Annotated in this window: 18 protein-coding genes and 1 tRNA gene; 2 read left to right on the forward strand and 17 right to left on the reverse strand. The window is 65.0% G+C overall.

From position 1 onward, the window contains the following. The 17 genes from ACTHN9_RS25375 to ACTHN9_RS25455 all read right to left on the reverse strand — a co-directional run. A partial coding sequence (locus ACTHN9_RS25375; protein ID WP_440539572.1) for a type VI secretion system Vgr family protein occupies positions 1-682 on the reverse strand: 682 nt, incomplete at its 3' end. Between the two features lie 49 nt (positions 683-731). After that, positions 732-1,121 (reverse strand): DUF4280 domain-containing protein, encoded by a 390-nt coding sequence (locus tag ACTHN9_RS25380; RefSeq protein ID WP_440539573.1) that lies wholly within the window; start codon positions 1,119-1,121, stop codon positions 732-734. A gap of 24 nt (positions 1,122-1,145) precedes the next feature. Then, complete coding sequence (gene tssH / locus ACTHN9_RS25385; RefSeq protein WP_440539574.1) at positions 1,146-3,848, reverse strand: type VI secretion system ATPase TssH; 2,703 nt, start codon at positions 3,846-3,848, stop codon at positions 1,146-1,148. 12 nt (positions 3,849-3,860) lie between these two features. Further along, positions 3,861-4,877, reverse strand: a complete 1,017-nt coding sequence (gene tssG, locus ACTHN9_RS25390) for a type VI secretion system baseplate subunit TssG (protein ID WP_440539575.1) — start codon at positions 4,875-4,877, stop codon at positions 3,861-3,863. Continuing rightward, the gene (gene tssF, locus ACTHN9_RS25395; RefSeq protein WP_440539576.1) at positions 4,862-6,778 is read right to left on the reverse strand and encodes a type VI secretion system baseplate subunit TssF; all 1,917 of its coding nucleotides are present in this window, start codon (positions 6,776-6,778) and stop codon (positions 4,862-4,864) included. Before tssF ends, tssG begins: the two co-directional genes overlap by 16 nt. After that, a complete protein-coding gene (gene tssE / locus ACTHN9_RS25400; protein WP_440539577.1) occupies positions 6,775-7,302 on the reverse strand; it encodes a type VI secretion system baseplate subunit TssE in 528 nt (175 codons plus the stop codon). The genes tssF and tssE overlap by 4 nt, the downstream gene beginning before the upstream one ends. A 79-nt stretch (positions 7,303-7,381) precedes the next feature. After that, the gene (locus tag ACTHN9_RS25405; protein WP_440539578.1) at positions 7,382-7,864 is read right to left on the reverse strand and encodes a type VI secretion system tube protein Hcp; all 483 of its coding nucleotides are present in this window, start codon (positions 7,862-7,864) and stop codon (positions 7,382-7,384) included. A gap of 84 nt (positions 7,865-7,948) precedes the next feature. Next, positions 7,949-9,475 carry a type VI secretion system contractile sheath large subunit gene (tssC, locus tag ACTHN9_RS25410; RefSeq protein ID WP_440539579.1) on the reverse strand — a complete coding sequence of 509 codons (1,527 nt, stop codon included), beginning with the start codon at positions 9,473-9,475 and terminating at the stop codon, positions 7,949-7,951. A gap of 25 nt (positions 9,476-9,500) precedes the next feature. Further along, a complete protein-coding gene (gene tssB, locus ACTHN9_RS25415) occupies positions 9,501-10,076 on the reverse strand; it encodes a type VI secretion system contractile sheath small subunit (protein ID WP_440539580.1) in 576 nt (191 codons plus the stop codon). Positions 10,077-10,124: 48 nt separating this feature from the next. Beyond that, on the reverse strand, positions 10,125-11,144 hold the full coding sequence (gene tssA, locus ACTHN9_RS25420) for a type VI secretion system protein TssA (RefSeq protein ID WP_440539581.1): 1,020 nt from the start codon (positions 11,142-11,144) through the stop codon (positions 10,125-10,127). 200 nt (positions 11,145-11,344) lie between these two features. After that, a complete protein-coding gene (locus ACTHN9_RS25425) occupies positions 11,345-15,175 on the reverse strand; it encodes a hypothetical protein (protein WP_440539582.1) in 3,831 nt (1,276 codons plus the stop codon). A 130-nt stretch (positions 15,176-15,305) separates the two neighbouring features. Next, a complete protein-coding gene (locus ACTHN9_RS25430) occupies positions 15,306-15,728 on the reverse strand; it encodes a hypothetical protein (RefSeq protein WP_440539583.1) in 423 nt (140 codons plus the stop codon). Then, entirely contained in the window at positions 15,706-18,348 is a 2,643-nt protein-coding gene (locus ACTHN9_RS25435) for an ATP-binding protein (RefSeq protein ID WP_440539584.1), read from the reverse strand. Before ACTHN9_RS25435 ends, ACTHN9_RS25430 begins: the two co-directional genes overlap by 23 nt. A 17-nt stretch (positions 18,349-18,365) precedes the next feature. Beyond that, positions 18,366-19,031, reverse strand: coding sequence for a response regulator (locus tag ACTHN9_RS25440; RefSeq protein ID WP_440539585.1), 666 nt, complete (start codon positions 19,029-19,031; stop codon positions 18,366-18,368). An 871-nt stretch (positions 19,032-19,902) separates the two neighbouring features. Then, positions 19,903-20,199, reverse strand: coding sequence for a hypothetical protein (locus tag ACTHN9_RS25445; RefSeq protein WP_440539586.1), 297 nt, complete (start codon positions 20,197-20,199; stop codon positions 19,903-19,905). Positions 20,200-20,537: 338 nt separating this feature from the next. Next, positions 20,538-20,612 (reverse strand) — tRNA-Arg (locus tag ACTHN9_RS25450). Positions 20,613-20,710: 98 nt separating this feature from the next. Further along, positions 20,711-21,541 carry an undecaprenyl-diphosphate phosphatase gene (locus tag ACTHN9_RS25455; RefSeq protein ID WP_440539587.1) on the reverse strand — a complete coding sequence of 277 codons (831 nt, stop codon included), beginning with the start codon at positions 21,539-21,541 and terminating at the stop codon, positions 20,711-20,713. Between the two features lie 241 nt (positions 21,542-21,782). Between ACTHN9_RS25455 and ACTHN9_RS25460 the strand changes: the two genes are divergently transcribed. Then, complete coding sequence (locus ACTHN9_RS25460) at positions 21,783-22,826, forward strand: substrate-binding domain-containing protein (protein WP_440539588.1); 1,044 nt, start codon at positions 21,783-21,785, stop codon at positions 22,824-22,826. 118 nt (positions 22,827-22,944) lie between these two features. After that, the gene (locus ACTHN9_RS25465; protein WP_440539589.1) at positions 22,945-23,997 is read left to right on the forward strand and encodes an ABC transporter substrate-binding protein; all 1,053 of its coding nucleotides are present in this window, start codon (positions 22,945-22,947) and stop codon (positions 23,995-23,997) included. The last annotated feature ends 110 nt before the right edge of the window (positions 23,998-24,107 follow it).

Raw genomic sequence — 24,107 nt, forward strand, 5'->3', positions numbered from 1 at the left:
CGGCCGTCAGTTCCTCCTCGAAGCGCCATTCGAAGACCGATTCGGCGAGCACCCCGCCATCGAGCAGCGCATCGGCGAACGCGATCGTACCGGCATGCGTCGGCGTCGTCGGGGCATCGGCCAGCACGAGCCGATCCTTGCCGTTTTCATGCTCGAAGTAGTAGTAGATGCCTTCGCGCTCGAGCAATCGGCTCACGAAGTCGAAATCGCTCTCGTCGTATTGCGCGCAATGCTCGAGCGCCGGGTAGTGCGCGGTGCAAGCGTTTCGGTAGTCGACGTCGTAGTCGGCCAGCACGGCCGCGACGATTTCCGGTACCGTGCGCCCGTGAAAGAAGCGGCAATGCGTCGCGCGCGTGAGCAGCCACAGGCTCGGGCGCACGACCGCTTCATAGCGGAACACCGCGCCGCGCGATTCGTCCGCAATCGGGTGCCCCGCCGTCGAGAAACGCGCGACGATACCGTTGAATTGGCGCACGCTCTTGTCCGTATCGAGCGCAATCGACAAGCGCGTTCCGAGCAAGGTTTTCGCGGCCAGATCGCCGCGTTCGCTCAGCAGGACCGCGTGCATCTCGAACAGGCGCGACATCGCCTCGGTGCCGTCCATCGAAGACAGCACTACGGTGTCGTCGGCCAGCGCGCTCGACACACGCGCTGCGCGATTGGCTTGCTGCAAAGTGGTCATGTCGTTCCTCGCTCTCGGCGTGGGTCTTGGTCTCGCTCTCTGCGTTCGTTTACGGCACCTGCGTTCTCACCGCGCCCGCGAACCCGATGCTGATGCTGCCGCCGAACATGCACATGCAGACGCTGCCGTTGTTCAATGCCGGTAATCCACCGATCAGCACCGTCGGCGCGCCGGGCACCCACGGCGCCTCCGTCTGCGGAAGGCAAGGCGCCGGCGTCAAAACGCCCATGGCGGCAGCCGTCGCCGCCTCGACGGCAGGGTTCGCCGGCGAGGTACACATGCCGAACGTGGGAATGTTCACGAGCGGCTCGTGATCCATGATGGTGGCCGCGGGCCGTTCCTCGATGAACACGCGCGCTTCCGGCAGCACCACGAGTGCGGTGGGCGCAGCGCCGAACGAGCACGTCAACTCCGCTCCGGCGACGACAGGTTCAGGCATACGAGGCTCCTTCTTCGGGTCGGGTTAGCGTTGCACGCGGCAGCCGAATACGCCGTCGGCCACACTCAGTTCGATAGATAGCGGGCTCGCCTCGTCCGTGGGCACGCCGAGCAGGGCCTGGCCGAGTTCGGGCAAGACCGCCTCGGCGATCACGGCATCCACGAGGCGAGCGCCGCTTTCGCGTTCGCCGCATCGATCGACGATCGCGGCCACGACCGCATCGTCGTAGGCCAGCATCGCCGCGTGTTGCGCGTGCACTTGCTCGCGCACCTGCGCGAGCTGGGCGCGCACAATCGAGCCCATCGATTCGTCCGATAACGGCAAATAGGGAATCGTCGTCATCCGGGCGAGCAGCGCCGCCGGAAATACCGTGGAGAGCGCATGGCGCAGCGGCGCGCGCACGGCGTCGAGCGCGGCGCCGCTCTCGCCCCCGCAACCGTCCCACGCGCGCAAGATGGCGTCGTCGCCGAGATTGGTCGTGAGCAAGATCAGCGTGTTGCGGAAATCGACGATGCGCCCTTGGCCATCCTCCATCCAGCCCTTGTCGAACACTTGATAAAAGAGCGCGTGCACGTCGCGGTGCGCTTTTTCGATCTCGTCGAGCAGCACGACGCAATACGGCTTGCGGCGAACGGCCTCGGTCAATGCGCCGCCCTCGCCATAGCCGACGTAACCGGGCGGCGCGCCCTTGAGCGTCGATACCGTGTGCGACTCCTGGTACTCGCTCATGTTGAAGGTAATGAGATTGCGCTCGCCGCCGTACAGCGCTTCGGCCAGTACCTGTGCCGTTTCGGTCTTGCCCACGCCCGAGGGGCCCGCAAGCAAAAAGACGCCGAGCGGCCGCCCGGGCCGTTGCAGCCCGGCACGGGCGACGCGAATGCGCCGCGCGATGCGTCGCGTGGCATGGCCTTGGCCGACGATGCGCGCGTCGAGGCGCTCGGCCAGACCGAGAACCGTATCGAGTTCGTCGCGCAACATGCGCCGCACGGGGATACCGGTCCAGTCCTGCACCACGGAAGCGACCGCTTGCCGGTCGACGTTTGCGACGACGAGCGGCGTTTCGCCTTGTTGCTCCTGCAGCTCGCGCTCGAGGCGGGCCAACCGGTCCGGTCCCGCATCGCCCGTATCGCGCGCGTCGCCGGCAGGTTCCGTCTTTTCCTCGGCCGGGCTAGAGGCCGCATCGTCCGTCGACTCGCGGCAGAGCGCCGCGCGCAGCGAGAGCACTTCCTCGACGCTGCGAGCCTGCTCGCGCCAGCGCTGCGCCAGCACACTCGCCGCCTCGCGCTCTTCCGCCAAGGTCCGCTCGAGTTCATGCAGGTGCGCGGGCGAACACCGCCCCAACGCGTGTTCGCGTGCCGCGATGTCGTATTCGGCCGCCAGCGTCGCGATGCGCTCGCGCGCGCGATCGAGCGGCGGCGGCACCGCATCGCGGCTCGCGCTCACACGGGCGCACACAGTATCGAGCAGGCTCACCGCCTTGTCCGGCAACAGACGATCGGAGATGTAGCGATGACTGAGCGCGACGGCGGCTTGCAACGCCTCTTCGCCCACCTGCACGCCGTGATGCGCTTCCATCGCCGGCACCACCGCGCGCAACATGGCCAATGCGCGCGCTTCGTCGGGTTCGCCGATCGCAACAGGCTGGAAGCGCCGCACCAGCGCCGGATCTTTTTCGATGTGCCGCTTGTACTCGGTCCACGTCGTCGCGGCGATCGTGCGCAGCGAGCCGCGCGCTAAAGCGGGCTTGAGCAGATTCGCCGCGTCGCCCGTTCCCGCCGCACCGCCCGCCCCCACGAGCGTGTGCGCTTCGTCGATGAATAGGATCACCGGCGGCTGCGCCGCTTGCACCTGCTCGACGACTTGTCGCAGCCGTGCTTCGAATTCGCCTTTCGCACTGGCGCCGGCTTGCAGCAACCCGACATCGAGCGCGCGCAGCGACACGTCTCGCAGCGCTGCCGGCACCTCGCCCGCGACGATACGTTGCGCCAACCCTTCGACGATGGCCGTCTTCCCGACGCCGGCATCGCCCGTCAACAACGGGTTGTTCTGTCTGCGACGCAACAAGATGTCGATGACTCGCCGAATTTCCTCGTGCCGGCCCACCACCGCATCGAGCTTGCCCTCTCGTGCGCGCCCCGTGAGGTCGACGGTATAGCGCGCCAGCGCGTCCGACGCCAATGCGCCCGGTTCGCCGCCTTGCACCTCGCCCGAGGCCTGCTCCTGAGCGATGAGCGCCTCGCCTGTCTCCCTCTCGGGGGAATCCGCCGCGATCGCATCGAACGCGCGGACGCAGGCACGCTCGTCGAGGCGCGCCAGCGTCGCGCTACAGGCTGTCAATGCGCGCCGCAACGACGGGCTCGCGACGATGCCGATCAGAAGCTGCCCCGTGCGCACTTGCGCGGCGCCGTACTGAAGCGATGCGTACATCCAAGCGCGCTCGGCCGCGTCGAGCACGTCCGTCGACAAATCGAGCGCCTGTCCTCGACGCACCGGCAATCGTTCGAGCGACGATGCCAACTCGCGCGCGATCGCAGCGATATCCAGCTTGACGTGCGCCGCCACCCGGCGCAGATCCGAATCGTCGTATTGCAGAATCTGGAGCAGCCAGTGCGTCAGCTCGACGCGCGCATGCCCCCGCACTTTAGCGAGCGTCGTACCGCTTTCGACCGCCCGATAGGCGAGCGCTCCCAATCTGCCGAACAATGCGGCTCGACTCAGTTCTGCCATGACTCTTCGTCCTTATTCAGTTGTGCTAACGATTGCGCTCGCGCCGCTAAAGCGCAGTACCGGTACTTCAGCGGCGCTTTTTGCCGATCCCACCCACGTGTTTCGCGCGAGCCGCGTTTTGGCGCCGAGCCGCATGGCCGGCGCCGCGCCGGGCGCGAGTCTCAATACGAGTTCGTAGTCGAGCGTGGGCCCGACATACAAACGCACCCATGCCGCGATGCGCGCGAAGGCGCTCGTCCCGGGCTGCAATCGCTCGCATTGCGCCGCGTCCACCGGCCCCACGACAATGCGAAATTTGTGCTGCCGGTCCCACATTCGACGGCCCAGCACGTACCCCTCGCCCAGCATGGTTCGATTGCGTTTGCCGAACCGAAGACCGCTCGTCTCGGGCAAGCGCAGCCACTGCCCGACGAACGGCTCGATCCGCACCGGCAAGGTCAATTCGCTCGACAGCAGAGCGGCGAGCCCGCTCGCGTGCCGGCGCCGGTCGCCCAGCAGCGCCGCCGCACCGAGTCTGGCGTGATCGCCGATCGGCTCGTGCGGCTGCGCGCGTTCCAGCGCTAGCCCGCAGAGGCTGCCGACATACGCGGCATAACGGTCCTGTCCCGGGCGGTCGAGGCCGATCACCGGTTGACTGTCCGCCCATGCGCGGTAGAGCAAACTCGTCATCCGATGATGAAAGATGTCGAGGAAGCGCTCGATCGTGCGGTCGCCCCGGTGTCGCGCGCGGGCGCGCACGTACTCGGTCAAATGCACCGGCATCGCGCCATCCGGCCCCAACAGTCCGAAATCGAGCGCGAGCCGCGCACGCTCGCCAAAGGCCGCCCACTCGTACGACATCACCTGCGCGGCGGCAAACCGCAGGTCGGCGTCATGGCCAAGGCGCACCGGCTCCTGTCCCGCGCGCGCGGCCGTACCGAGGCGCGCCTCGCGCGGGTGTGCCGCTTCGATGAGGCGCAAGGCCTGGAACGCTTGGAACCGCTTCGCGTGCGAACGCAGTTGCGCGTCGAGTTTCACAGGATCTCGCATCGCCCCGCCTTCGCCGGATACCGTGTCACGACGCCGCGCCCAGGCGTACGCACGATCGTTTCGGCAAATTGATTGATCGGCATGTACTCGGCCAGCGCCGAGGCCAGCACCGCGCCGAACAGCGAAGCCCGCGCTCCCCCCAGCGCCGCGTCGTCGAACGTGAGCGAGATCCGCACCCCGCGGCCGTAACTGACGGGCCCAGGCAACGGTAGGCGGCGCGTAATCGCCCTCGCACTGGCCTCGCGCAACAGCGCGATTTGATGCTGGCCCGCCAAGTCGTCGGCCGGGCACAGCGCCGAGAGCCACCGGCGCAACGCCTGCGCATCGTGCCCGCCCGAATTCGCCGCGTGCGCGGCGCCGCCGATTCCCAGCTCGAGAAACGGCAGGCGGCTCGTCGACAACATATCGAGCAACCGCCACACGTTCGCTTGCTCCGTCTGCGCGGGCGTCGGCGCCGTGGGGCCGGCCAGCACGCGAATATGCTCGACCGCCTGCAATTGCGCCCCGCCGGTGAAGTCGGTCGCACTAGCGCCCACCGGCATCGACAACGGCAGATCGCGATTCGTGCACAGCACGTCGACGCCAAGCTGACGCAAATCACCCGGGTACGGCGTCTCGTCCGGTGCCACGAGCGCCACGAACACCTCCGTTCCCGCGTAGCGAGACCGTGGGCCGCGGCTGCGCTCGCGCGCCGAGAGCAGACGCGGTGCGCGGCGCATCTGAAAGTAGCCCTGCCGCGCGTTGCCGTCGCCCGGATCCCGGGCGCGATAAAACGGCGCGAAGCGCATCGGCGTCGCGTCGGCCGACGTATAACCGTCGATCGCGTCGATCGCAAACACTTCGTAGTCGAGCGGCCGGGTGCGATCGACCACCACGTGATGTTCGAAGCGCCGGTCATCGAGTACGACGCGGTCGGCACGGCGATCGAATAAGTTCACGACGGGCGTGCAATGGAGCGAAAAGCGCGATGTATCGACGCCCGCGGCCAAGGCGGCGTCGTAGGCATCGAGCAGCAGCACGAGTTCGAAACTCGTCTTCGGCACGTCGATACTCGCCGCGGCCTCGCGCAGCCCAGTGACTTCGACGAACGCATATCGATCTGGAAAGGCGAAATACTCGCGCAGCAGGCGAATGCCGCGATAGGTCGCGCTCGAGGCGGGGAGCAAGGACTCGTCGTCGTCGAAGCCTTGCGCTTTCACGCAGCGCGCCGGGAGCGACGCATAGCGCGTTTCCCGCCCCGCACTCACCCGCAGACATGCCGCCAAACAGTGCCCCGTCAATCGCATGTGAAGCAGTTCGGCTAATCCTTCGCTGCCGCGCAGGTAAAGCGGCAAGCGCTCGAGCGAGCGCATCGTCTCCGGTTCGGCCTCGCCCCAGTCGAATCGCAGCGTCAAAACGGCCTTGGGCGCGCGCTCGAGCGGCGGTGCCCAACCCGACGGCAGGCAATCGAATGCGCGATAGCCGGCGTGCGTCATGGAGAGCGGCAGCAACGTGACGGCATGCGCCGTCCGATATTCGCAGCGGGTCGTGCCGTCGCGATCGAGTCGGCTCGACAGCGCCGTGCCGCGTGCAACGTCAACACCGCGCGCGAGCGCAGGATGCGTTCGGTCCGGTTCTATCCGCACGATCGCCATCGATGGTGTCGGGCCGAGCAGCCCCGGATAGATCATTTCCGCCAAATGGTGCGTAAAGCGCGGAAATTGCGCGTCGATCCGCATGCGCACGCGTGCCGCTAGGAAGCTGAATCCCTCGAGTAGCCGCTCGACGTAGGGATCCGCGCACTCGAACGCGTCCAACCCCAAACGCGAAGCGACCTTCGGGAAGGCCTGCGCGAATTCCCCGCCCACCTCGCGAAGATGCCGCAGTTCCTCTTCGTAATAGGCCAGCAGCGTCTCGTTCATCGGACGTGCTCCGGCGACGGCGAATCCGCCCCTTCGATGATCCGCGCTTGCCCGGACTCGAGATCGAGTTCCGTCTTGAAGTACAGCCGTTCGGGATACGGCTGCGCCCACAGATCGCCATCGACGAGAAACGCCACCGCGGATCGGCCCGTCGCTTCGTCCGCATCGAGCGGCTTGACCCGCAGCGTGTCCGCGATGACGCGCGGCTCGAAGCGCCTGATCGCGCGTTCGATTTCGCGTGCGAGTGCCGCCACATCGAGGCCCGATCGGGCCGTGCCCGTCAAGTCGCGCATTCCGTAGTTCAAGACCGAAGCCGCCGCAAGCGGATGCGCCGCGAGCGAGCCGCAGCCGTACAAGGCATGCGCATTCAGCAGATTCGACAGATCCCGCAAGACGCTTGCGCGCAACTCGGCTGTCGACATGGCACGGCGCTCGCGCGGCTCGACGCGCTCATGCGGCGCATCGTCCGACAAGCGATCGAGCAGCGCGGGCTGCAGGCGGTCTCGGCTCGTGAGTTCTGCCATAGGAAATGGAAGCGTTGCAATTGCGAATAAAAGAAGCCTGGCGCCGGGGGCAAACCCGGCGCCTCCCCTCACCGCAGGCTTATGAAACCTTCTTCGTCATGACGTCGAAGGCGGTCTTACCCTTGGATACGAGCGCACCCGTTGCGGTGTTTTGCGAGAAGTACTCGCGTTCGATCTTTTCGAACGTGAGTTCCATATGCTCGCTCGTGCCTTCGGCGTGGTACGTGTGAATGCGTGCATTCGTCAACGTCACGACGACGAACGGCTTCGGCACGTTCTCGCCGTCGGCCTTGTAGTCTTTCAACGTAACCGTCGCGATCGGCTTGCCGCTGTAGAACTGCGCTTCGATTTTCGGCGTCGCGCCGCAAACGACCTTCGATACGCTCACGGGCGAGACATAGGCCGCGCCGCTACCCGACAGACCAGGGCCGCGCCCTTCCATCGGAATCGCCGCATCGAACGAGAAGCTGAGCACGTCCATTTCGTTGGTTGCGCCGGACACTTGCGATTCACCGTCGATATTGGCCATTTTCATCGTCTTGACGATATTGTCGTAGCTCATTAGGACTCCTATCCATGTTTAAAAAAGCCCGCCGCCTTTTCCGAACACCGGCAAGGCGACGGATACGAAACCCAACCGGGTGCGTTACTCGCCGCCGACGGACGGCAGCTTGCTCACCAGCCGCAGCGATACGGTCAAACCTTCGAGCTGGTAGTGCGGCTTCAAATAGAAGCGCGAGGTGTAATAGCCGGGATTGCCCTCCACTTCCTCGACGACCACCGCCGCGTCGGCGAGGGGCTTGGACGCTTTAGTGGTCTCCGACGAATGACTCGGCATGCCGTCCACATAATTCATGACCCACTGGTAGAGCCACCGCTGCATCTCCTCCTTGCTCTTGAACGAGCCGATTTTGTCGCGTGCGATGCACTTCAAGTAGTGCGCGAAGCGGCTGCACGCGAACAGATACGGCAAGCGAGCGGCCAACGTCGCATTCGCCGTCGCTTCGGGGTCGTCGTATTCGGCGCTCTTGTGCAACGATTGCGCACCGATGAACGCGGCCATGCCCGAATGCTTCATATGAACGAGCGGCAAGAAACCCGCTTTCGAAAGCTCGGCCTCGCGGCGGTCGCTGATGCCGATCTCCGTCGGACATTTCGCGTCGAGCCCGCCGTCGTCCGTCGGAAAGACATGAACCGGCAAGCCTTCCACGGCCCCGCCCGATTCGACGCCGCGAATGCGCGAGCACCAGCCGTAACGCTTGAACGAGCGGTTGATATTCGCCGCCATCGCATAGGCGGCGTTGGCCCAGGTATAGCGGCTGCTGTCGCCTTCGGCCGTATCTTCTTCGAATGCAAACTCGTCGACGGGGTTGGTGGCCGCCCCGTAAGGTGCCCGCGCGAGGAAGCGCGGCAACGCGAGGCCGATATAGCGCGAGTCTTCCGATTCGCGCAATGCGCGCCATGCCGCATGTTCGGGCGTTTGGAACAGCTTGGCGATATCGCGCGGGTTGCCGAGTTCCTGCCACGAATCCATCAACATCACGGCCGGCGACGCGGCGGCAATGAACGGCGCATGGGCGGCGGCGCAGATCTTGCCCATCTGCGCGAGCAGATCCACGTCGGGCCCGCTGTTGTCGAAGTAATAATCGGCGACGAGCGCACCGAACGGATGTCCCCCGAACTGGCCGTATTCCTCTTCGTAGAGCTTCTTGAACAGCGGGCTCTGGTCCCAGGCCGACCCCTTGTATTTCTTGAGGGTCTTATACAATTCGCCCTTCGAGATATTCATCACGCGCAGCTTGAGCTGCTCATCCGTCTCGGTATTGCTGACGAGATAATGCAGGCCGCGCCACGCGCCTTCGACCCGCTGGAATGCGTCGCAATGCAGGATCTCATTGATCTGTTCGGTGAGCTTGCGGTCGATCGCCGCCACGAGCGCCTCGACCGTGCCGAGCACATCGGGCGAGATGCAAGCGGCATCTTGCAGCGCCTGCTCCGCGAGCGTACGAACCGCATGCTCGACGGCCTCCTGCGCTTTGTCGGTCTTGGGTTTGAACGCCTTTTGCAGCAGGGCGCCGAAATCGCTCGAGTCGCCCGACTCGAGTGCGTCGGCGCTGTCCGGCGCCGTTTGCGTCTGCGCCTCGGGCTGCGCTTCAGGGCTGAGCTCTGACATGGTTACCTATCCTTAATGCAGTGAATTAAGCGTCGGGCTGCGCGGTGGCGTCGGCGTCGGCACCGGACGCGCCGGTGCCCGCTGCCGCTTCATCCGCACTCGACGCGTCGGCGTTCGGCGTCGCGCACAGCGTGCGCATCAACGCGGGGTCGGCCAGCAATCGAGCCACCAGCGCTTCGGCGTCCACTTTGCCGTCCATGTAGGTCAGCAGATTCGCGAGATGGCCACGCGCCTCGAGCAATCGATTCAGCGGCTCGACGCGCCGTGCGATGGCCGCCGGGGAGAAGTCGTCCATCGATTCGAACGTCAGATCGATCCCGAGCCGGCCCTCGCCCGTCAGCGTATTGGGCACCATCGCGGCGACGCGCGGCTTCATGGCTTTCAGTCGCTCGTCGAAGTTCTCGCTATCGATCTCCAGAAACTGTCGTTCGCTCACGGGAGCCTGGGGCTGCGTCGATTGACCGGACAGCTCGGCCATGACGCCCATCACGAACGGAAGGCTCACCTTCTTTTGGGCGCCGTATACCTCGACGTCGTACTCGATTTGCACACGCGGCGCGCGCGTGCGGCCCAAGAATTTTTGGCTGCTTTCGCTAGACATACCAACGTCCTCCTTCCGGGTTCACTGAATCGGTAAATGGCGGCATGCTCACGACTCGCGCGAACCTGCCCAATGGTTGGCCTCGCCGACGCCTGCCGGCGTCAGATCCGCAACGAGGTCGATAAATGTCATACCCACGAGAGCACGTGCTCGCTGCAGCAAAATCGGCACGGGACTCGACGGCTCCGCCGCGGCGAAGTACGCGCATAGTCGATCGAGCGTGCGTACGACATCGTCTCGATTGGCGATTCGATCGGAGGCGCTCTGGCCGTTAGCGAGCGGGGTGCCGGCCGTATCGGAGGGATCGGCGTCGCGTTCGATCGAAGCCGGGTGCCGTGCGCGCTGCGCAGCCACGGCTCGGTGCGCACGCTGCAGCACTTGCTCGAGCGCGGGCAACGACGCCCACCGCTCCTGGCCCGCTCGTTCGTTCAGCGTTGCATCGATGCGTTCGAGCGAAGCCGAAGCATTCGCCAATGCGTTCTCGAGCGCGGCAACCTCGTCGATCGCCGTATCGGCGAACGCGGCGTCGATGGCAGCCGCCTCCAGCACCGTGCCGCTCGGTTCGCGCTCGTTGGCCGCGCATTCGATATCGCCCAGACAGACGCGGCCGTGACGTTCGGACACGACGAGCGGCGCCGATCGAAGCTCGCGCACGAAGCCGGTTTTGTCGTCGAGGGAGAGCAACGTGTTGATACGCGCGGTCGGATCGTTCTCGTCGTCGGCGTCCAGTTGCGGATGAAGCGCGTCCCAGTATTGGGCGAGCAAGCCTTCGATCAGCGCCAGGCCGTCGACGACGGCTGCCGCGCCGTGCAGGGCCACAAGCGCTCGCGTGAGCCACACGGCCAAACGCAAGTCGCGGGTATCGCCCAACAACTCGAGCGTTGCCGCCTTCAAACGCTTCCAGTCCGGCTCGACAGCCGCGACATGCATGCTGCCGTATTGCACGTCGGGACTGCCTTCGAGCGCGCGAGACGCTTCAAGATAGCGCGGCGAGTATTCGAGGTCGGCCCCGCAGGGCGATGCGGGATCGACCGGTTGCAGCAGCGTTGGAACGTCGATGTAGGTCATGTCGAGCCGGTACGGTTGAATGCTCGAAGCGCGAGATGCGCCGTGCTTCGAACCACGACTCGATTGTTGGCGTTTTCGGGCCGCCCCTCCTCCTGAAAATTCTCAGACTGCCTAACCTATTTGCTCGATCCTTCCGCGCGTTCGCGCGACGGCGGCACCGCGCGACATCGATACCGATCGCGCGGCGACGCCACGCTGCATTACCCGAGTTTCATGTACCGGTCCTCCACCCATGCGCTACGCATGGCCGCCGTCTGTCGTGCGGCCAACTGCGCTTGCGCGGCAACGTCGTTCGGGCCTGCGAGGGCCGCAACGAGTTGGCGCGGATAGTTGAAACCGGCTTCCTGCAAAATGCGGTCGGTCAGGTAGACGGCGGCGCCGCGATTCGCGTAGGCCTGCGGCGTCGGCACCTTCCCGATGCCGGTCGCCGCACAAACCATCTGATACGCCAGCTTGCGTTCGATTTCGACCTCGCGCAGCCCCGTCTCGGCGAGGTAAGCCATCCCGTCATCGAGTACATAGATTTTCTTTTGCGCTTGCTCTATGCCGTGCGCCCGACCGCCCGGCGACAGCGCTTGGAAATCGATATCGCCCTCGAGCACGAACTTCCATGGATCCGCTTGCGATGCCTCGGTAACCGGCATCTTGTCGAACATCCTTCGGAAGGTCACGCTACGTTGATACAGGCGGCCGTAAAAATCGACGACGACCATCGCGTCGGACGCGAGTTCGGTGGTCACGGTCCTATCCTGCACATAAAACCCGAAGTTGCGATCGAACTTCGTTTTGAACTCGCCCCAGGCCAGGAACGCTTCGTCCTGTACGCCCTCGATTTCGTCGAGTGCGGCTTGCGTATCGGCAACCGTCATTCGTTTCAAAACGGGCACGCCCTCGACGAGGGTGTCCGCCGTCACCGTGCCTCGCTTGGCGTCCAGCAGCGCATCGAGGTAGCGATTCTCCTTGCCGGCCGTCCGAGCGGCCTCGCCAGCGTTGTACTCGATCGTTTGGTCCACCGGCATGTCCGAAGTCGAATTGCTGCGGCGATACATCACTTGCTCGGCGAAGTCGTACCCCGCTTCGTTCAAGATCTTGTCGGTGAGATAGACGATCGGCCCGCGATTGCGCAGGTCGATGGCGCGCTCGGGATCGCGGCCGCCCGTGAGCGCATGGATCATTTCATGCAGATAGGCTTGCTCGCTGCTCATCGTGCGCGGCCCGCCGGCTGTCATGTAAGGCATGGCCTGGATGGCGGCATCGCTCGGCATGTAAATGCGCTTGTGTTCGAAATCGGTGTAGGCCTTGCTCGGGGCCCCGAGCGGCCCCACTTCGCCGATCGCGAACTCCCACTTTTTCCAAGCATGCGTCGTTCCGTTGCGGGCGCGCGCATCGACTTGCGCGTGCCGGTTGAACAGGCGGCGGAACGTGTCGCTCGACTCGTACAGCTTGCGGTAAAACGCAGGCGCGTCGAAGCGTGAGGCGTTGGCCGCCGGCCTCGGTTGCGCAAAAGCATCGGCGAAGAGCGTCTGGAATTCGCGCAGCGTCGTGTCGTCGGCGCGCTCGAGCAACGCCTTCACGCCTTGCACGGTCACCCGTGCTTGCAGGTCGCTCACGGCGATCGGCGTTCGATCTGACTGCGAGTGCGCCTCGCGAAAGCGAGCGGTGTTCGCTTGCAGGTCGAGTTCGATCGCCGGGGTGTCGCGCAGCCGGTGCCTCGTGTACCAATCGACTTCGAAATAGAGATCGCCCTCGCGACCGACCGGTACGATGCGGTCCTCCAGATCGAGATGGACGACGTCGTATCCGCGCCACCGAACGTTGCGGTGCTCCCGTGCTTGTCGCGCCAAGCCGCGAAGTTCGGGCGGCACGTTCGCATCCGGCTGAGCGAGGTGCACGGGGTCGACGGCCATCTCGACCAGCTCGGCATGCCCGGCTACGTTGATTTGCGAGGCATCGACGCGCCTCAACGCGTGTCGCAGCTTCGGTACGATCGGATGCGCCGCGCTTGGGTGCGCACCGCCGCCGCCCGTCGAGAGATCGAATACGTCGGCACCGAGAAACAACAGCCCGAATGCCGCTCGGGCGGCGTCGCGATGGCGCACGCCCTCCTCGATGTTGTAGATGGGCCCCGCAACCGGCAACGTATTGACCCACGTTTCGAGGCCCCTGACCAGCGCGCGATGCTGCTCCGTTTCCGTCGCCAAATTGCCGGCAATCTCGCCCGCGACGGTTGCCACCGCCTCGGGCGTCGCGGCTGCCGACCTTGCGCGCAGGCGTTCCTTGGCTAAGGCGACGACCCACGGATCCGACGGCAGAGAAGCGTTGAACGATTGTTCTTCCCGTTGGAGCGCGTCGCGCGGGCGCAGACTCTGTCCGTTCGGCAATCGCATCGACGCCCCGTTCAAGCCCACCCAGTCCGCTCGATCGAGGAATTCGTCGATGAGGTCGCCAAATGCCGCCTTCGTCACGCTCGGGTTGTCGCCGGCGATCGAATAGTGGCGCTGATCGGTCATATCGGAAGGGGCGATACCGGCCCGGCCCAGGATGGCGATCGCCGCGTCGCGTCTGTCGAACGAGGGCGGCTCGCCATAGGCCACGATCAGACGCTCGTTGGCATATCCGATCACGGCGGCGGTACGCGCATCGAAATCGGCTCCGATGAGCCGATTCGGCGAGAGAATGCCCTTTGCCCGTATTTCTCGCGCGAACGGCGAGATCGGTTCATCGCGGTCGGCAGCCGTTCGCAACGCGTCGAAGAGCCCAAGCAGCACTTGCGCTTTGCGCGCCGGCGCGGCGTCCTGCCAGTTGGCGCCAGGCGCGGTCGACTCAGACAGAAAGCGACCGATCCACTCGGCCGGTTTTGCGTCTCCATCGGCCATCATCTCCAACGCGCGATCATGCACTTGGTTCTCGTAAAGCAATGTCAGTTGCTCGAGCGAGAGCACCTCCACGCCGCTCGATCGTGCCAAGTGGGCGGCGAACAGAAGCCGCGGGTGGTAGGGGTAGGTATCGCCCTCCTTCCACGCACTGTCGATTTTCGCGAAGGCCTTCGCCAATTCGGATTCGCTGACGTAGCGCGTGGGCGGCGCGCCGCGGTAGCGCTCGATTCGCAACAGCGCGCTTGCCATCGAATGCATTTCCGATCCGATCGGGAATCGTATCGACTCGCCCATTTCGTCGAACTTTTGCGCGAGCAGCGCGCGGCGCTCGGCTTGGGGGTAGTCCGCCAGGACGGGGCCGGACCACAGGGCTTGCATATGCAGGAGATCGTCGAACGACATCCCCTCGGCATGGCGCAACGCGAACCCGTCGAAGTAGGGCGTGGTCTGTGCGAACGATGCGCTCGGCGCGAGCAGTGCATCGAGCGCACGGCGCTTCGGATAGTCGATCTTCAAAGCAGCCAAGAAACTGGCGCGCAAGGTCGGCAGGTTCGCCGCGGGCGGCGACGCCGATGGCGTACCGTCCGCGGACGACATGCGGCGAAGCCGGTCGTACAACAGCGCTGCTTCGTCGAGCACGGCCTCGTCGGCCAACAGCGAGGGATCGAGCGTCGTTTCGAACGCCATCGGAATGGCGCGCTGGCGGTGCGTCGCCACGGCGCGGAGCAATGCGCTCGGGCTGTCGGCGTAGGGCCGGGCCTTGCCTTCGTCGACCCACTGCGTCAACGCGAAATTCAGGCGCTCGAGCACCGCCGCGTCCGCTACCGGCGAGCGCGGCGGTGCCGGTTCTGGCGTCGGTACCGCTCCGGTGGCGGTGGCGGCCGATGGCGGCGCCGCCGCCGATACCTCGGCCGAGCCGGCCGGCGCGTCGGCTAACGAGCGGCGCAAGCGGCGCTCCATCGAGCGCGCGGCAAGATGAGCCGCAGTGGCGTGCGGCGCGGGCACATCGCGGGAAGGTGTCGGCGCCGCGGGATGATCGGCGGTGGGTTCATCGGCGGCGTAGTCGGTGTCCGGGCGCGTCTTCGACACGCGCTCCGCGTCGATCGCGTCGTATCGAGCCGCGGTGTCGAGTGTCCGAATGGGCGGTATCGCCATGAGTGTCCTCCGTTTCGAAAGTTCGTGTCGAACCCGACGATCTTTCAAAAACGCTCGCGACATCCACGTTGGCGGCAATTCCCGGACGACGTTACGCGGTCATCGATACCGACCAGCGTGGTCGGCCCGCTCACGGCTCCGAAGAGTCATCTCGGCCGGTTCCTCTCATCTGAGCGAGTTCGTCGATAAACGCCGCTCTGAGCGAAGCGAGCACAGACAGGGCATCCGGTACGGTCAGCGCGATCAGCGGGGCGTCGGCCAGCCGCAGTGCACGCTCTGCCCGGCTGAGCGGCTCGAGCACGCGCTCGTCTCGCACGAAAAACGCCCCCGTCCCCGTGAGCCGATGCAGCGCGTGCGCCGCTCGTCCCCATTGCCCATATTGGAATGCGCCATCGAACGCAAGACGCTGGCAATCGAATTCGTCGAGTGCGACGGCCAGCAGCGTGCGCAAGCCGGCCTCGCCATATAGCGCCGACAGCTCGGACAAGTCGAAGGCGCTAGGCTCGCACGCTCGTTGCGCTTCGCGCGCTTCACCCGCGCGTCGGTTCTGCATCGGCATCGGTTGTGTCTGCCCATTTTTGAAGTAACGCGGCGAATTTGTGCCGCGTGATCGGTTTGGCAAGGTAATCGTCCATCCCCGCCTCGTGGCACGCGCGTATGTCGTCATGCGTGGCGTTCGCGCTGATCGCGACGATCGTCGTGCGCCGCGCGCCATCGGCTTCGGCGCGACGAATGTTGCGCGCAAGCGTGTAGCCGTCCATCCCGGGCATATGACAGTCGAGCAGCACCAACGCCGGCCGCGTGCGTTGCCAGCACGCGTAGCCTTGTAGCCCGTCGCCCGCCTCGCTGGCGTCGATGCCGAGCGCCTGAAGCTGACGCACCATGATGTCGCGATTGACGTCGTTGTCTTCGATGACGAGTACGCCTGCGCGAACGAGCGGCGACGCGCCGGCAAGGCCGAACGAGCATGCATCGATCGCTTCCCGTGTGGTAGCGGGTGCCGCATCGGCCGGACGATCGATGCGGCGTGCCGTATCCTCGCTCGATGCTGTCGGGCGTCCGACCGCGACGGCCACCGCTTCGGCCAGGTCGTCGAAGCTACGCACCGCCCGCACGGGCCCGTCTCGCCCAGTCACAACCACGGCCCCCGTCGTGTCCGTCGAAACCTCGATGTCGACTTGACGGCCGCGCGACACGCATCGAACGCCCATCTTCGCCAAGCACGCTCGGGTGGCGACGTGCATTTCCGGCATCGGCATGTCGAGCGCGGCTCGTGCCGGCGCGGCGCACGGCCATACGCGAGATTCCCCGCCCCAGCGGATCGGCAATCGAACGCGCACGCGCGTGCCTTCGCCCACTCGGCTCTCGATGTCGATCGTGCCGCCCATGAGATCGACGAGGCGCTTGACGATCGATAACCCGAGGCCGGTCCCGCCGTAGCGTCGAGTGGTCGTGCTGTCTTGTTGCGTGAATGGCGCGAACAGACGCGCGCGGTACGCTTCCGAGATCCCTGCGCCCGTATCGACGACGGACAGGACGAGCCACGGACGCGAGCGCACCAACTTGCGCCGCACCTCGAGCAAGACGTGACCGCGCTCGGTGAAGCGGATCGCATTGCTGAGCAGGTTGGTCACGATCTGATTCACCCGGACTTCGTCGCCGATCAGTTGCCGATCGAAGTGCGGCATCGCTGCCAAATAGAGTGCGAGCCCCTTGCGGGCTGCCAGCGGCGAGTGCAGTTCGGCCGCGGACGCGGCTAGCGCGCCAATATCGAACGGCGCCGATTCGAGCGTGAGTGCGCCTTGCTCGATCTTCAGGTAATCGAGCGTATCGTCGACGACACGCAGCATGAGCCGCGCCGAGTGCTGCGCGATGCCTAAATAGCGCCGGGGCTCGGCGGCCAACGCCATTGTGTCGAGCAAATCGAGCACGCCCACGACGCCGTTCATCGGCGTCCGGATCTCATGGCTGATCATGGCGACGAACGCCGACTTCGCGCGATCGGCGGCAAGCGCTTGCTCGCGCGCGGCGATCGCCTCGGTACGCGCGGCCACCGCCGCGGCGCGCGCCGCCTGCGTCCGTCGATACGCCCATCCGAGTGCCGCGATCACGCCCAACGCGATAGCGGCGGCGCCCGACGCGAGACCAATGACGGCGCGCTTCTCGTAGCCGAGCACGATCGTGAGCGGCCGCGAGCGAGAAGCGAGCCGCGCCAGTTCGCGCGGGCTGTAGGACGCGAGATAGCGGTCGAGCATCGTCGCGAGTGGACGATTGCCCCGAGGGACGGCGAAGCCGATGCGCTCGATACCCGCCGTAGCCGGGTCGATCGACAGCCGGACGTGGGCGTAGCGATCGCCGAGGTCTTCGGCGGCAACGGCATTGATGAGCGCGGCATCGGCGCGACCGGCCATCACCGCGCGCAACGCGTCTGCGGTGGTCGTGCTCGGCACGAGTTCGGCATCGGTCAGCATCGCGTCGGGGACGACGCGGCGCATCCGCCACGGCGTCGTCGCGATGCGGTTCGATTGCGCATCGCTGCGCTCGGCTCGCACGAACGACCAGGGAAAGCTGTCGTACGCGCGCGTGGTCGCCAGCCCGGCCATCGACGTGCCGGGACCGAGCGGAAACGACGATACGAGATCGACGACACCGTCGCGCAGCGCCTGCTCCGGCTCGAGCGCGGCATCGAGCAGCACGGGTTCGAGCCGAAGCCCCGCCGCTAGCGAGAACCGTTTCAGCAGCGTTGCGCCGAATCCCTGCCATTGACCGGCCTCGTCGATGAAATCGTAGGGGCGGCCGAGCCGCTGAACGCCGACGCGGACCACGGGATGCCGGCTCGCCCACGCTCGCTCGGCATCGGTCATTTGCCATCGGCTCGCTGCCGGGTCTCGGTGAAGCGGCCCCGGCGGCGAATGACTTTCCGTGTCGCCGACCGATAGCGGTGCGACGGCCGCGAAGCTCGCAGCGCTCGTTGCCGCGGCCGGCGCATGGCCGAGCGCAGCCACGCCGCCGTCGAGACCAGGATTGGCCTCGACGCGCGGCGCCGCCGGCTCGCTCGCCGCCGCCCCCGATATCGCGGCCAAACAGACAGCCGCCATCACGCGGGCGAACGACCGAGCCAGTCCAGACGATCGCAACCGGTATCGCGCGAAAGACCGCGAGGCCACGCTCATTGCCGCCCTCCTCGCGCTCAGACCTTGAACTTCTCTTTGAGGAAGAGCGCGAGACCGAGGTCGTCGGCTACGCTCAATTTGCGCATCGCACTGCGCTTGTGCGTGCTGACCGTCTTCTTGCTGCGGCGCAGCCTCGCGGCGGTTTGCGTCACCGATAGCCCTTCCGCGATATACCGCAATATCTCGATTTCGGCGGCGGACAACATGTCTTCGCGCGCGTGGGGAATAAGCGCTTGTACGTCGCCCGCTCGCATGACGAAAAATTTCCGCGGCGCGGCGACGACATGCCGAATCGCTTCGGCAATGAGGGGCAAAGGCGTCGATTTTTCGAGAAACCCGTTCGCGCCGGCTCGATGGCAAACGCACTCCGCGTCGCTTGCTCGGGCCGCCGATAAAACCACGATAGCCAGCGGCGGCGCCTCGACGCGCAAGCGTTTGATGAACGTCGCCCCGTCGAGACGATCCGCGGGAAGGTAATAATCGACGAGGGCGACGTCGCACGGCTCGTGCTCTAGGACGGCGAATAGATCGTCGATCGTCGAGACGTTCGCCACGAGTTCGAAGTCTGCGTGATCGCGCAGATAAGTGGAGACGCCAAGCGACACGATCGGATGGTCGTCTAGCACTGCAATGCGGATTCGGTGTCTGGGGCGGGACATCAATAGGATTTGCCGGGGAGTCATGCGTTTTCATCCTCGCTATTGCCATTGCGACATGAAAGGACCGCCGCTGTAATGTAACAACCCTCATTGTGCGGCGACGAAGTAATGCACGAATTAGAAAGGACGATTAGGCGACCAAACGATGAACTGGACGCACCATATATCTCTAAATTAACTCTCAGGTTATTGCTCGAACGATTGGAAAGGGTTTAATAGCCCAGGGCATGCCCGTTCGGCCGGCAACACCGCGGGACTGCACGCTAGGATCGTTTTTTCGGTTCGTTCGATTCTAGCCCAAGCGGCAGCGCCCAACAACGTTCTATTACACGCATTTTGTCCAAAAGAGATGGAACCCAAAAATCAGATTTCTCTTAGTCCTAAAATTCGCCGAATCTAGTTCATTCGACATTAAACGTGCTAAGCAGCCGAAAAACGTCAACCACGAAAAGCGCGGCGCCATTCGAATGCAAGTTCGATCCGTCGTCTATCGACGAATGAAGCGCGCACCGTTAGCCCAATGCAATCGGCGCTAGCGGGCAGGAAGGTCTCCCTGCGCCTATGCGGCAGGCACGGCTTGCCCGGCGTGCGCGTTGCTGCGTCTCGCTAGCGGGATCATTGCTCGAAAGGAGGCAAGCACCATGGCGGAACCGGCCAGTGTCGGCAAGACCGACCCAGCGCAGGCGGAGATAGGACGAGGCACGCCACCGGCGCGCACGCCCGAGAGCCGCCCTGAAACGGACAGGCAACCGGGCCAGGCTCCCGTTAGAGACACACCCGACGTCAGCCAGCGCCCAACGCCGCCGACGCGATAAGCCGGCGGCACGAGCAGCCTTGGTATTGAATGCGCGCCGCCCGGGGCCTGGATATGCCCTCAGGACCGCGGCAACTCGGCTTAGTTGAACAGTCTCGCTGCAGTGAACGCGAAACTGGTCAAGGCAATCGCGGTGCCGATGAACCACTTCAGAAGCGTGGATTCGAGGATCGTGACGTCGTTTTTCGTTGCCAAGTGGTGAAACCCTGCTTCGACGTGGGCCATGCGTTCGCGGATATCGGTCGTCATTTGTTCAAGCTCGGTTAGGCGTGCGTGAAATGACGGATGATCGCCGGAGAAGGCCTCGAAGGGTACGATTGGCCTGGAAAATCGGACAGATGGCTGGGGGCGACGCGAATCGCGCGCGTTCGGCATCATGACGGTGTCTCGCTCGAGAATGGGTGGACGGAAGCGGCATCGGATCGCCCGAGCGCCGCCGATCGTCGGCACGCTCTCGCCGCGCGCTCCAGGCGCCAGCGCGGGCGCCCAGGCAAGCATCATCGGGTATGGGGAGCGGGCGGGATAGTAGACCGGATGGCCAGATCGGCGCGCAGTCCGCGCGACACGGCGTCCGAGCAACGACGCGAAGGACGGGCGATGTTACCGAGGTGGGGACGCGGCTTTGTCGTCGCGAGACCGGCTGTGAATTCGGGCGCGCTGTTGGAGGGATGGCACGCTGCAGGACAAGCCGCCCCCGTGCGCGACATGGCCCGAAGTGGCCCCCCCACGAGGAATCGAACCTCGATTTCAGGTTTAGAAGACCCGTGTTCTATCCGTTGAACTATGGGGAGGCGAAGGCGTGATTGTACGACGTGCCGGCCACAAGGGCCGGGGGCCGAGATTATACTCGATCCCCACCCGGCCCGATCGCGGCGTCAAAGTTCCGGCGTTAAACCGGTTGGCCGTGCACCATGAACCAGGCAAAGCAGGCCAAGCCCGCCAAGATGCAATAGACGCCGAACGACGCCAAACGGCCCCGCCCTTCGAAATAACGCATGAGGAAGCGCACGCTCAAATACGCCGCGATCGCCGTCAGCACGCCGCCCACGAGCGCATTGCCCAATTGGCCCGGCGCATGGAACAGCTTCGGTATTTCGAGCAGCCCCGCGGCAAAGATGATCGGCGTGCCGAGCAAGAACGCGAACTCGGCCGCGCTCTCGGCGCTCAAGCCCGCCGCGTTGCCCGCGATCATCGTCAGCCCGCTACGCGAAAAGCCTGGGATTAGCGCGCCGACTTGCGCAAGGCCCACAAGGAACGCCTGCTTGAACGTCAAGTTCTCGGGTGGACGGTGCGCGCGGGAGCGCTGCAGCCGATCGCCCAACCACAGCAGCAAGCCATTCACCACCAGCGCCAACGCCACGATCCGCAAGTCGTGAAAAACCCGCTCGAGTTTTTTCTCGAGCAGGAGACCGACGAGACCCGCCGGAATCGTGCCAATGATGAGCGCCCACATCATATGGCCCTCTTCGCTGCGTCGCCCGGCCAACGTGCCGAACCAGCCGGCCACGAGCGCCACCCAGCGCTTGCGGAAGTACCACAGGAGAGCAAAAGCCGTGCCCAAGTGCAGCGCCACCAGGAAGGGAATCAACTGCGGCGCATGCTTGTCGATATGGATGCCGATCAGCGCCGGCGCCAGCAGCGTATGGCCAAGGCTGCTGACCGGGAACAGTTCCGTGACGCCCTGCAGGACGCTTAGAAAAAACAAAAACCAAAGGCTCACGCGTCGATCCTTTCTTTCTACAAGTTGGGGGAGAGGAAGAATATTTCGGGCGTCCGCCGGCCGGCAGGCGTCCGATCGCGACCGATTATGCCTATCGACGAGAAATGAGCCAAGCTAAGAAAACATTTTTTTCGGCCCAAATACCGAGCAAAAGCGTCATGTCTCAGTCATAATCGACCCGGATAATCGTTGCGGCGTAAACGTTTTCAGTGCCCAGCACTACCGGACTGTACAGACAGCAATGAAACATACGATCAAGGACGTAGCCGCGTACGCCGGCTTTTCCATCGCGACGGTCTCTCGTGCGATCAACGCGCCTCATACGGTGAATCGCGTCACGCTCGCGAAGATCCGCGAGGCCATCGCGGCGCTGCAGTTCAGCCCGAGTCCGCTCGGGCGGCAGCTGCGCGGCGAACGCACGCGCCTCGTCGGCGTCGTGCTCCCCACACTCGCGAACCCCGTCTTCGCCGAATGCCTGCAAGGGATCGACGAACTGGCCGCGGCCCAGGGCTATCGGCTCATGCTGATGACAACCCAATACGACGCTGCGCGCGAGCGCCATGCGATCGAGACGCTGCTCGCTCAGCGGGTCGAGGGGTTGATCCTGACGGTGGCCGATGCCGATACGCACCCGCTGCTCGACGAACTCGACCGCGACGGCAAGCAGTACGTGCTCATGCATAACGACACGGTGCGTCGGCCGTCGGTATCGGTCGACAATCGTCGCGCGGCCTATGACGGCGTGCGCATGTTGATCGAGCACGGCCACGAGCGCGTGATGATGCTGGCCGGGACGCTGGCCGAATCGGACCGCGCCCGCCTGCGCTATCGCGGCTACTCGGAGGCCATGCGCCAAGCGGGTCTGACGCCGTTGCCCGCGCTCGAGGTCGATTTCAACGCGGACGAACTCGCGCCGTCGGTGCTCGCGCACCTAACCTCCGGCCCTGCTCGCCCCACCGCCCTTTTTTGCAGCAACGATCTGCTCGCCATGGTCGTCATGCGGGGGCTGCGCCGCGCGCGTTACAGCATGCCCGAAGATATGTCGATCCTGGGCTTCGACGGGCTGGCGATGGGCGAGTTGCTGTCGCCGCCGCTCGCGAGTATCGGCACGCCCAACCGCGAAATCGGCTGCGCCGCGTGGCGCCGGTTGATGGCGCGCATCGAGGGTGGCGACGACGGCGAGTCCCTGTCTCTCACGCTGCCGCATACGTTGCGCCAAGGCGCGACGATCGCCGCGCTCTCGGGCGCATCGGGCGTCGTCTCGCCTGCCCATCCCGCCGCGTAAGCGCCGGGAAGCAGCCGCTTCAGTTTAGCTTCGGTTTTCGCGCCGGCCGTCAAGGGGCCGGCGCCGCTTCCCCACGACGTCAAATTCTTCTCTTTTTCGTCCCGCAAGGAGACTCTAAGTGATACGTCGCTCATTTCGCCTTCGCGCACCGTTCGCACGGCTCGCGCGTGTCGCCGGCGCAGCCGGCGTGCTGCTCGCGTTCGCCGGGGCCTTCGCCCCGGCAGTCCACGCCGAACAAACGGCCATCTCCTACAACTGTCCGCCCGAGTGGGCCGACTGGGCCAGCGAGCTGAAAGCCATTCAGGATAAAACGGGCATCCATGTGCCCTCGGACAACAAGAACTCGGGACAAGCGATCGCCCAGCTGATCGCCGAGCAAAAGAGCCCTGTTGCCGACGTCGTCTACCTCGGTGTGTCCTCCGCTTTCCAAGCCAAGGACAAGGGCGTGATCCAGCCGTACAAGCCCGCGCATTGGGACGACATTCCCGCGGGGCTGAAGGACCCGCAAGGGTATTGGTTCGCCATCCATTCGGGCACGCTCGGCTTTTTCGTCAACAAAGACGCGCTCGAGGGCAAGCCCGTCCCGCGCTCGTGGGCCGATTTGCTCAAGCCCGAATACAAGGGGATGATCGGCTATCTCGATCCGTCTAGCGCATTCGTCGGCTATGCGGGCGCCGTCGCCGTGAACCAAGCGCTGGGCGGCTCGTTCGACAATTTCAAACCGGCGCTCGACTGGTTCGCCAAGCTCAAGGCCAATCGACCTATCGTTCCGAAGCAAACGGCCTACGCGCGCGTGCTTTCGGGAGAAATTCCGATCTTGCTCGACTACGACTTCGATGCCTATCGCGCCATGTACAAGGATCACGCGAATGTGGCGTTCGTGATTCCGGCCGAAGGCACGATTTCGGTGCCGTACGTCATGAGTCTCGTGAAGGGCGCGCCCCATGAGGCGAACGGCAAGAAGGTGCTCGATTTCGTGCTGTCGGACGAAGGCCAGAGAATTTGGGCCAATGCGTTCCTGCGGCCGGTACGCGCCAGCGCGATGAGCAAGGAGGCAGCCGCCAAGTTCCTGCCCGCGAGCGACTACGCGCGCGCCAAACCCGTCGATTTCGCCAAAATGGCCGAGAAACAGCAGGCGTTCGGCGAGCAATATTTGCAGGTCATGCACTGAAGCTTCGCCCGCGGCACGATCGATTCGGCATTGCTCCGATACCTATTGCCCCATCGATCCGTTGCACGCGGGCGCGCTTCACGCTGCGACGCTCCGCGCGCAACCCGTCT

It is taken from the genome of Trinickia sp. (assembly GCF_051953405.1).
Classification (GTDB): domain Bacteria; phylum Pseudomonadota; class Gammaproteobacteria; order Burkholderiales; family Burkholderiaceae; genus Trinickia.

Bases quoted from the DNA above. Each gene is read 5' to 3' on its own strand.
- ACTHN9_RS25380 (WP_440539573.1), bottom strand. From the start codon at position 1,121: ATGCCTGAACCTGTCGTCGCCGGAGCGGAGTTGACGTGCTCGTTCGGC.
- tssH (WP_440539574.1), bottom strand. From the start codon at position 3,848: ATGGCAGAACTGAGTCGAGCCGCATTGTTCGGCAGATTGGGAGCGCTC.
- tssG (WP_440539575.1), bottom strand. From the start codon at position 4,877: ATGCGAGATCCTGTGAAACTCGACGCGCAACTGCGTTCGCACGCGAAG.
- tssF (WP_440539576.1), bottom strand. From the start codon at position 6,778: ATGAACGAGACGCTGCTGGCCTATTACGAAGAGGAACTGCGGCATCTT.
- tssE (WP_440539577.1), bottom strand. From the start codon at position 7,302: ATGGCAGAACTCACGAGCCGAGACCGCCTGCAGCCCGCGCTGCTCGAT.
- ACTHN9_RS25405 (WP_440539578.1), bottom strand. From the start codon at position 7,864: ATGAGCTACGACAATATCGTCAAGACGATGAAAATGGCCAATATCGAC.
- tssC (WP_440539579.1), bottom strand. From the start codon at position 9,475: ATGTCAGAGCTCAGCCCTGAAGCGCAGCCCGAGGCGCAGACGCAAACG.
- tssB (WP_440539580.1), bottom strand. From the start codon at position 10,076: ATGTCTAGCGAAAGCAGCCAAAAATTCTTGGGCCGCACGCGCGCGCCG.
- tssA (WP_440539581.1), bottom strand. From the start codon at position 11,144: ATGACCTACATCGACGTTCCAACGCTGCTGCAACCGGTCGATCCCGCA.
- ACTHN9_RS25425 (WP_440539582.1), bottom strand. From the start codon at position 15,175: ATGGCGATACCGCCCATTCGGACACTCGACACCGCGGCTCGATACGAC.
- ACTHN9_RS25430 (WP_440539583.1), bottom strand. From the start codon at position 15,728: ATGCAGAACCGACGCGCGGGTGAAGCGCGCGAAGCGCAACGAGCGTGC.
- ACTHN9_RS25435 (WP_440539584.1), bottom strand. From the start codon at position 18,348: ATGAGCGTGGCCTCGCGGTCTTTCGCGCGATACCGGTTGCGATCGTCT.
- ACTHN9_RS25440 (WP_440539585.1), bottom strand. From the start codon at position 19,031: ATGACTCCCCGGCAAATCCTATTGATGTCCCGCCCCAGACACCGAATC.
- ACTHN9_RS25445 (WP_440539586.1), bottom strand. From the start codon at position 20,199: ATGATGCCGAACGCGCGCGATTCGCGTCGCCCCCAGCCATCTGTCCGA.
- ACTHN9_RS25460 (WP_440539588.1), top strand. From the start codon at position 21,783: ATGAAACATACGATCAAGGACGTAGCCGCGTACGCCGGCTTTTCCATC.